Source organism: Pirellulales bacterium (genome assembly GCA_035656635.1).
GTDB lineage: Bacteria > Planctomycetota > Planctomycetia > Pirellulales > JADZDJ01 > DATJYL01.
Map to the genome: position 1 here is coordinate 1 of DASRSD010000013.1, position 8369 is coordinate 8369.

The following is an 8369-nucleotide window of genomic DNA, read 5'->3' on the forward strand; positions in this document are numbered from 1 at the left end:
CGGTTGTACTGTTAACAGGATTGGGCACCGCACTGGCCGGTGTGGTGACGGTGGGTATTGTTCCCGCCAGCGAAATCAGTTGGAGCGAACTGGCCGCAGTAGTTTGATTGTTATTAACAATTGCCGCATCCTGAGAATTCACGACACCATCGCGGTTAATATCGTAAATGTTAACTACTGATGCTGAGGTAGTATTGTTGGCGTTAACACGGGCCACATCGTTGACCGTAACTTGGGCGTCGGCGGTACTGTCCCCCGTATCGCCAATGGCATTCCCAAAGTAAAAGGTGTCATCCGCAAGCAATCCCAGATGCGGCTGAGCCAATAGCGTTACTTTGAGCCACTCGTTTTGTAAGACGTTATCGTTCCACACCACCGTGATTTGCGTCGATCCACCTGGTCCACGGCCTGGATACGTGTTAATCAGATAGGGAGTTGGCGCCATGGCCCAATTGTCGGGATCGTTATCGTTGCCGACTCGAAAATCGAAGTCATCCGGCCGGGGCAACACTACGAGATTCGCCACATCGATCATGATTCCGGTGATGCCTTTGGAATAGCTCGTGTAGTTTGCAAACGTAGCAGTTTCGCCGGGCAGAAGCGCTTGCTTATCAGTGGCGATGGCGTTTAGATCGGTCAAATTTGATGAGCCATTTTCTCCGTCAAAGCTGCTGTCGTTGTAGAAAATGGATCGGGCCACGACCGTTGGCGCCGGCGGCGTTACACTTAGGGCGTTGGATACGGCAGATGTTCCAGCAGCATCGATTGCTTTGACAATATAGTAATACGAGGTGCCTGTTTGCACCGTAGTGTCGTCATACATCGTCGCGCTAGCCGATAGAGTAACCAACGGCGTGTAGGTTCCGTTGACGCCTGTCTTGCGGTCGATTTCCAAATTAAGAGCATAAGTCGATGGGCTAGTAAAAGTGAGGTGTGCTACCGGACCAGTTTCGGCCGTGGCCGTTAGCAGCGTGGGTGCATTGGGAGCCCGCGAGATGCCTGCAATGTCGTTCGGGCCAAGCACCTGATTGTAGATGCTCAACTCGTCGAGCTGGCCGTTGAAGTAATTGCCGCCGGTAAACGTGACACCATCGGCCGCCACATCCGAAAGCGCGCCAATCAACTTAAACGGAGCGGTTTTGGCGCCGCTGTTGCTAGTGCCTGTAGCGTTCAGCACGCCATCGATATAAAGCTGCAGTATGCCGGTCGTGGCATCGCGCGTCATCGCAATGTTGTGCCACTGGCCGTCGTTCACCGGATCGGTGCTGAAAACGCCGCCGGAATCGCCGACATAAAGTCCAATTCGTCCGGTAGCGTCGAGTACACCCCAGTCAATGTCGTTGGCGCTGCCTGTTTCATCGGCGCCGGTGATCGCTGGGGCGGCATAGTGCAACTCGGAACCTACCTGTGTCGTCTTGATCCACACATCCAACGTGCTGGTCGTACCCAGGACATTCGCCAGATTGCTCGCCAGTTGTACCGCGGATTGACTAGTTGCGGAATTGTAGGCGCCGTTACCGCTAAATGATAAAGCTGCTGCGCCGGACTCGCCGGGAGTCACCCACTGCGGCAATGTGCTGCCAATTAATGTTCCGTTGTTGGAGCCAGCGGAATCGAGCACCAAGGCGCCAGTGCCTGTATCTAAGTGGTAAAAATCAATTGCACCCGCCGTGGGCGGCGTGGTGGTATTGGCGATATTGGAATAATCTGAATCGCCGATAATATTTGTCGAGCGAACACGATAGTAATATTGCGTATTAGCAATAGCGGTAGTGTCGGTATAGCTGGTTAAATTCGCTCCCATCAGTGCAACTTGGCTAAAATTTACGCCGTCGGTCGATCGCTCGATCTTAAAACCGCTTTCGTTGTTAGAGTTGTCTACCCAGGTAAGATTCACGCGCGACGAAGTGATTCCAGACGCCATGAGCGCCGTAGGCGCCAGAGGCGGAGTTGTCACCGGAACTAGGAGGCCATAAATCGTCAGCGCTCCTGACGAGCCAACGAAAACCTTTCCATCGGCGATCGTTGGCGTGATGAATTTCACGCCTGCACCCATCTGATCACGGGCAGCGTTTTGGTTGCTGTTGTACAGCTCGGTCAGCGTAGTGGCATCGTAAGCATGCAAAACCTGGTGTGATGCATCCCATTGCACATCCCACGCAATGCCGTTGGTGGTGCCGTTGGCGGAAATACTTGGCGTTCCCCCTTGGGTATTGTAGACAACCGTGCTCTGGGCAGCGGGTGCTGCCGAAAGGAGGCCGTTGGTAAGTGTGAAACGCTTGAGGACGTCGCCAACTGCATGATAGTAAACAGATGAATTAAAGTAGGCTGGGCTGCCCCACTCGCCATGCCCCAGAGAAACCTCTTGGATCACATTGTCGGTTGAGGCACTGTGCTGTCCCATGTTGTCACGATTGACAACATAAATGATTCCTTGCTTGCCTGCGCCGATGATTTCATCAGGGTTCGGGCCCGACTGTGTGGGAACTATCAGTGGTCCGCCCGATCCAAGATCAGCATCGGCATCGGCCAGCGCCTGTTCGTTGAAAGGAGCAAAGTAATCAGTGGCGTCCAAACCGTAGCCATTGATGTTCGGATCTGCTGACGTGCTATTGTCCGGCATGATGGCAATGAACGAATCGCCGTAATCTCCGACCGTGGCATTGAAGTCGCCGTTGCCGGAGATTGTATATAGCTGCACTCCATCAGACGCCAACCCTGCTCCGGACTGCCAGAGGCCGCTTTCGCCTGCATTTGTGTCCGTGTCGAGGTTGGGTGTTGTATTGAAAACGCTGACCAATTGCAACGTGGAGGCGTTGAACCCAAGAATCCAGCCGTGATACGGGTCGGTGTCTGCAAATGCGCCGTATCCGGCGTAAACAACGCCGTTAAGTAAGGTGAGCGCAACCCTTTGCAGTTCTTTGTCGGCCTGAAATGGCACGGTTGTGCCGTTCCCACCGACGCCATTGCCATGCACCGATGCCGTGACGAGCATGGGAGTAACTTTATCAGCGCCTGTCGTGATATCGAGGGCGTGGATGTGATGCGAATAAACATCTTGTCCTACTACATCGTTTGTGAAGGCATCGATATACATCGTATCGGTGGACAAGTCGATTACCGGGGTACTGGTAATACCGACATAAGGAGTAGTGTCGTGATCAGGCCCGTAACGATTGCCGATGTACGGGCTGGGCACCGCGGCCGGCGTTCCCAGGTTGACGTGCCATAGAAGGCCTTCGCCGGCACCGGAATTATCGTCGGCGTTGAACGCGTAAACATCGTTGGTCATAGTGGCGACGAAAACTACGTTTAGCGTTCCCCTTCCCGGTATCACCAGGTTCGAAACGTACAATGGCTGCGCGTAAACTTGCCCCGAGACAGGGTAAGAGAACAGCTCACCGAATTGGCTGCTGTTGACGTTGGCAGGGCTGAGAATTACTTCATTAGAATTAAGCCCTTGCCTGGTGTTGTCATTGTGCCAAGTCAGTACGTTCACCGACAGCAGCGCGCGTGTTTCCAGCGCCTCAAAAGCAAAAAGGCATATCGCATTTACACCGTTCCCAGAACTCCTTCGCCAGGCATGACGATCTGCCGCCTTAAGCTTTTTCATTGCCGCTCCCGTTCTCGTTAGTCTGACTCATCGCGCATCCGACATCTTATTCTCTGCTTCCTTGGGCTGCAATCTTTTGGTGAACATTTGCAGACTCTCAATAGATGATTTGAACCTTAGTGCAAATAATCGAAATGGGATAATAGAAGATTGTCCCGAAGTTGCCATGATTATTGATGCAGCAAGGGTGTGGAGGTTCAAGTCCTCTCTCCGGTACTTCAGGATGGGAAGCGAGATTAAATCGAGCGCCGCGCCGCCGGCCGATATCACCCTGCAAATTGGTTTTGTCCCGGGTTTTTATTCTCCGGACAAAATCGACCTGTTTCGTCAGGGCCGCGCTCGCTCCGGCACCGCAAATCCGCGGTTTGCCATGCGCCGGCGGGCGACAGAATCGATTCAATTTGCGTCCTGCGATGTTCATTGTTGGCGAATTGTTGACCGTTTTGTACTTGCGTTTACGGAAGTGGCTGTGGTCGCGGGCACCGTTCGCCGCAGGCGAATGGTCGGTGAGCCCAAAGCTGGCCACAAATTCCAGGGGGGCGCTGCGCTCGACCCCGGCCAACCTCCGCAGTGCAATTTGGAAATATACGGAACTATGGAAATATACTGTTCATCTGTATATTATATGGCGGCATACAACACAAGGCACTTTTTGGGCCACGCCTGTGGGGATTGGGCATAACTTGTGGCCGGCTCTTACCCAATACGGGCCGCCTTCGAACTCAGCGGCGACTGGCGGTAGCATGGCTGCAACGCTTGGACTAAGTGCGTCGAAGGAATTGGCGGAGCTATTGCTTCTCGCCTTTTTCAGCAACATCGAAGTCGAAGTTGTTGGAGCCGGATTGCACGTCGCGCTCGGCGCTGAGAAATTTTTCCGCTGGCCGGGTAACAATACCGGCTTCGTTGGTGTGCTCTTTGACTTCAACCGTCACATTATGTTTGCCCAAGATTGCGCCTTTTCGAGCGGCAAAGCCCAATTCGTAATAGCCGCTGGCATCCGTAAGGCCTTCCGAACCACGGCCTCCTTCGACGGGTTCGAAAATCACTGAAAGGCCTTTCTGCGGTGTGCCAGCTTTCGTTACATGGCCCGATACAGTGCCCAAGGGAACCTCGTCTGAGCTGCAACCTGAAAGCAATAGTGCCATGCTACCCGCGAGACAAACCCACCGGTCCGGTTTCAAATGATGGAATGGAATCATAGCGGCATCGACAGGTTTGCAGAAATTAGTAGACAGCTAGACTAAGCTCAACCAAGCTTGATTGATCTGCTTTTTGTTTTGACGCAATTTAAAAATCCTTTTGCAGGCGGCCGTCGTTGATTCCGCCCATGGCTTTCCAGGTTGCAGGATCGATGGCTTCAGAAATAAAGTGCACTGAGGCGTCGGCGAAGGCAACGTTGGCGCCACCTATGTGCAAGCTGCCGATGGCATATTCGGTCTGCTTGGAAGCGCCGCCGCAACTGCCCGCCGTGGTGCTGGGGATCACCGAATTAATTAAATAGGCGCCGCCGTTGTCGGTGTTGTCGCCCACATTGGCCAGATACTGAGGAACGTAGCGTTCCTCAGTCGGGCCGGCCCAGAGCGAAGCCATTCGTCCGCGCGTGCCGCAGGGCTTGGTGTAATTGCTGAAATAGCTGCTGTCGCGCTCGCCCAGCATTAACGTTTTGCTGGTGCCATCGGTAATGTCTTTGATTTTCGTTTTGCTGTTATAATAGAAAACGCCCATGGTGTCGGTTGAAACGGGCGGCAGCATGGTATCCCAGGTGTAGGCAAACGGAGCGGTTCCTGTGCCACTAAGCGTATCTTCCGCATAGGCGCCGCGATTGCCGGCCACGCCAACGTAATTCGATTTTGCGGCGATGTCCTTTCCATAGGGCCTGGCCGCAGGGTCCATGCTATCGTACAAATTGTTCATCATTTGATTCGTCTGTCCCATGCCGCCGTCGCTAGGGCATTGATAAACATTCGGCGCATCTAAAACCGTGCTAGCGTAAACTCCGGAGGCGCCGCTATCTCGGCGATACATATCGACCGGCGAGCCAGCATTTTTCGATCGATCAAAGTTCTGCCAATCATAGTTCAACATTTTTGGGTCTGGAGTGCTGCCGTCCGTGCCGCTCTTGGTATAGGTGGCGCTGGCAGAAGTGAGGGCTTCGTAAATGGATTTTTCCTCAACAAACGGCAAAATGAATGCTCCCCAACCGAACGTTGCGTCGCCGTTATAAGTGCTTGGGCCCGCCTTGCTTGGATCCGTGCTCTTTTGATCTCTACCATTGACTCCTGGTGGAAAATGTTTGTCCGCATCGTGGAAGTTATGTAAGCCCAGGCCAATTTGCTTCAAATTATTAGTGCATTGGCTGCGGCGGGCGGCTTCACGCGCCGCTTGCACGGCGGGCAATAACAGCGCAATCAGAATGCCGATGATGGCAATCACCACGAGCAGTTCGACCAGCGTGAAGCCCCGGCGCGAGCGGTTCCTGGTCGACGTGACTGAAGCAGCAGTCATGACCGTTTTCCTTACAACGAAAGGATGATAACGCAAACCTAGCGACATGCGCCGGCGCGAGGACGTGCGGCGGCCAGGGCATGGCCAACGATTCAACTTAAACCAATGCGAAATCGTTCCCGGCCGCTGCGGCATCCCAGGCAGCGAACGAGAACGCCGATATTCCCCATGTATGCCGGCGCTACGTCGACACAAAACGCCAGGAAAAAGCGGTTCGCGTCAAAGCAAAGTCGGCGCAGACACCCGAACTAAAGAATCAGACTCCCAGACCCCCCGTCCAGGCAAGATTACTAACACTATGTATAAGCAAAGTCGGTGGGAGAGTCAATGAAACCGACAGTTGGGTCGTCGCCTAATTTGGCCGCTTAGCGATGTAGTGACGGCTGTCCTCAGCCGTTTTTGTTCGAGAAAACCGCCGGCGTCTAGGGATAGACGCCGCTACATTTCTTCAAATTAGGCGATGACCGACGGTCGGGTAGTGATGCACTTTGCTTCCGCAGGGTGGCTGGGGTCGACCGAAGGGAGCCCCCAGCGGGCAGCATTCCGGGGGCTCGGCGGCACTCGACCCCGGCCACCCAATGCAGTTCACTTCAAAATGCATCACTACCGACGGTCGTTTCAATTGGTAGGGCTACGTGGCCAATAGCCGGCCAGCGCCGACTTACTTCCCGAAATTGAGTCCTGGCAGCTGTTATGCCCCCATCGTCTGTGCAGGGGAACCTCATCGGTCGGCGTGGGAAAATACTCAAATTTCCTGCAAAATTGTTGACACGCCCAGCGAGTCTACGTATATACAAGGGAAGGATACCGGGGGGTATCTCGGGGAATTACTATCGCTTCTTTGGCCTGCGCGTAATTGTGGAAGAGGCCGCGCACCGCTGAGTTAACATCTCTGGAGGTGTCTAATGAGTCGGCATCGATCGCTTCTTCCAACAGTGTGGCGTGGTTTGTACGCGCCCACGTTAATTCTCGGCATCGCGACATCGTCTTTCTCGCTGTTAACGAGGAGTGCCCTGGCCACTGTTATTTTCAGCGACGACTTCTCAACAAGTACCATTCCAACCGGAACGTACCCTACCCCCACGTCCACCTCGACGGGCTATGCCATCGCCTCGTCAAAAGCACAAAACCCTGCTGCCACGATCGGGACGGGGCATCTAAAATTTGGGATCGCTTCCACCAGTAGTGGACTCGAGGAAGCCCAGGCGCAGTTTACGACATCGCCGGTTGCACTCGCAAATGCCGGTGACTCGATTGATTTTATTCTCACGTTCACAAACACCGGCATTTTGACGAGTAGCTCTACGACCAGCGGCCAAGTTATGTTTGGATTGTTTAATTCCGGCACGGTTGCACCGAAGACCGATTTGCAAAACGCCGCAATTACCACGGCGACAACCGATCCCACAGGCGGAGCCCAAAATTGGCAGGGCTATGTGGGAGCCATCTTTTTCACCGGTGGCAGTTCAAAAATTTTAAACCGCTCTGCTCAAACAGGCACGGACAATACCAACCAAGATCTGTTGGGCAACAACTTCAGCGCGAGCAATAGCTTCCATAATCCCGCCGGCACAAATCTGAGCGGTTCGTCAACAACCCCTTCGGTAACTCTTACATCAGGTAATATCTACACGGAAGACCTTAATATTACGTTGACGGGCGCCGGGCCGAACACGGCATCGATTACCACCAGCCTGTACGCCGGCAACACCGTGGGTGGCGTGCCGATTTCAACCCAATCGGTTACTGGAGTCACTGGCGGCAATTTGTTGACTACCTCGTTTGATTCTCTGGCTTTCGGCTGGCGCGAAACCGGCAGCGTGGCGTCGTTGATGGATGCCAATGCATTGTCCGTTGTGTTCACACCGGCGCCGGAGCCGGCATCGTTGGTTATGATGGGTTTAGGCGCGGGCGCTTTGGGCCTGGGCGCTTATCGTCGACGAAAGAAGGTTCGAGGAACATAGAAGGCGAGGATTGCAATGTTAGGAATTCAATTGCGCTGGATTTGCGTAGCGGTGGGGTCTGCTATCGTTTTCGGATTTGCGGTATCGCCCAGCTACGGCACGATTTCGTTTCTGGGTAACGACACTACCGTTGGTGGCGACACCACCGATTGGTTCAACCACCTCAATTGGTCAGGCAATAACGCTACGACCACGGTATTGCCGCCGTTTGGCTCCGGCGCCACAACCACGGAGGATACTAATGGCTTTTATACAGCGACTCCAACCGATGCCGATATTGGCAGCAG

At 54.0% G+C, this 8369-nt stretch carries 6 protein-coding genes; 2 read left to right on the forward strand and 4 right to left on the reverse strand.

What is annotated here, in order from left to right:
* The 4 genes from VFE46_01035 to VFE46_01050 form a co-directional block, all read right to left on the reverse strand.
* Positions 1–3613: LamG-like jellyroll fold domain-containing protein (locus tag VFE46_01035; GenBank protein HZZ26561.1), on the reverse strand; the 3613-nt coding region annotated here is incomplete at its 3' end.
* A gap of 97 nt (positions 3614–3710) precedes the next feature.
* Positions 3711–4139, reverse strand: a complete 429-nt coding sequence (locus VFE46_01040) for a hypothetical protein (protein ID HZZ26562.1) — start codon at positions 4137–4139, stop codon at positions 3711–3713.
* Positions 4140–4401: 262 nt separating this feature from the next.
* Positions 4402–4659: a hypothetical protein gene (locus VFE46_01045; GenBank protein ID HZZ26563.1), complete on the reverse strand. Its 258-nt coding sequence runs from the start codon at positions 4657–4659 to the stop codon at positions 4402–4404.
* Positions 4660–4900: 241 nt separating this feature from the next.
* Positions 4901–6118, reverse strand: a complete 1218-nt coding sequence (locus VFE46_01050) for a DUF1559 domain-containing protein (protein HZZ26564.1) — start codon at positions 6116–6118, stop codon at positions 4901–4903.
* A 905-nt stretch (positions 6119–7023) separates the two neighbouring features.
* Between VFE46_01050 and VFE46_01055 the strand changes: the two genes are divergently transcribed.
* The gene (locus VFE46_01055) at positions 7024–8082 is read left to right on the forward strand and encodes a PEP-CTERM sorting domain-containing protein (GenBank protein ID HZZ26565.1); all 1059 of its coding nucleotides are present in this window, start codon (positions 7024–7026) and stop codon (positions 8080–8082) included.
* 15 nt (positions 8083–8097) lie between these two features.
* A partial coding sequence (locus VFE46_01060; protein HZZ26566.1) for a hypothetical protein occupies positions 8098–8369 on the forward strand: 272 nt, incomplete at its 3' end.

What these genes read in the sequence shown, in the direction of transcription:
- VFE46_01055 (HZZ26565.1), top strand. Translation starts at nt 7,024, where the DNA reads ATGAGTCGGCATCGATCGCTTCTTCCAACAGTGTGGCGTGGTTTGTAC.
- VFE46_01050 (HZZ26564.1), bottom strand. Translation starts at nt 6,118, where the DNA reads ATGACTGCTGCTTCAGTCACGTCGACCAGGAACCGCTCGCGCCGGGGC.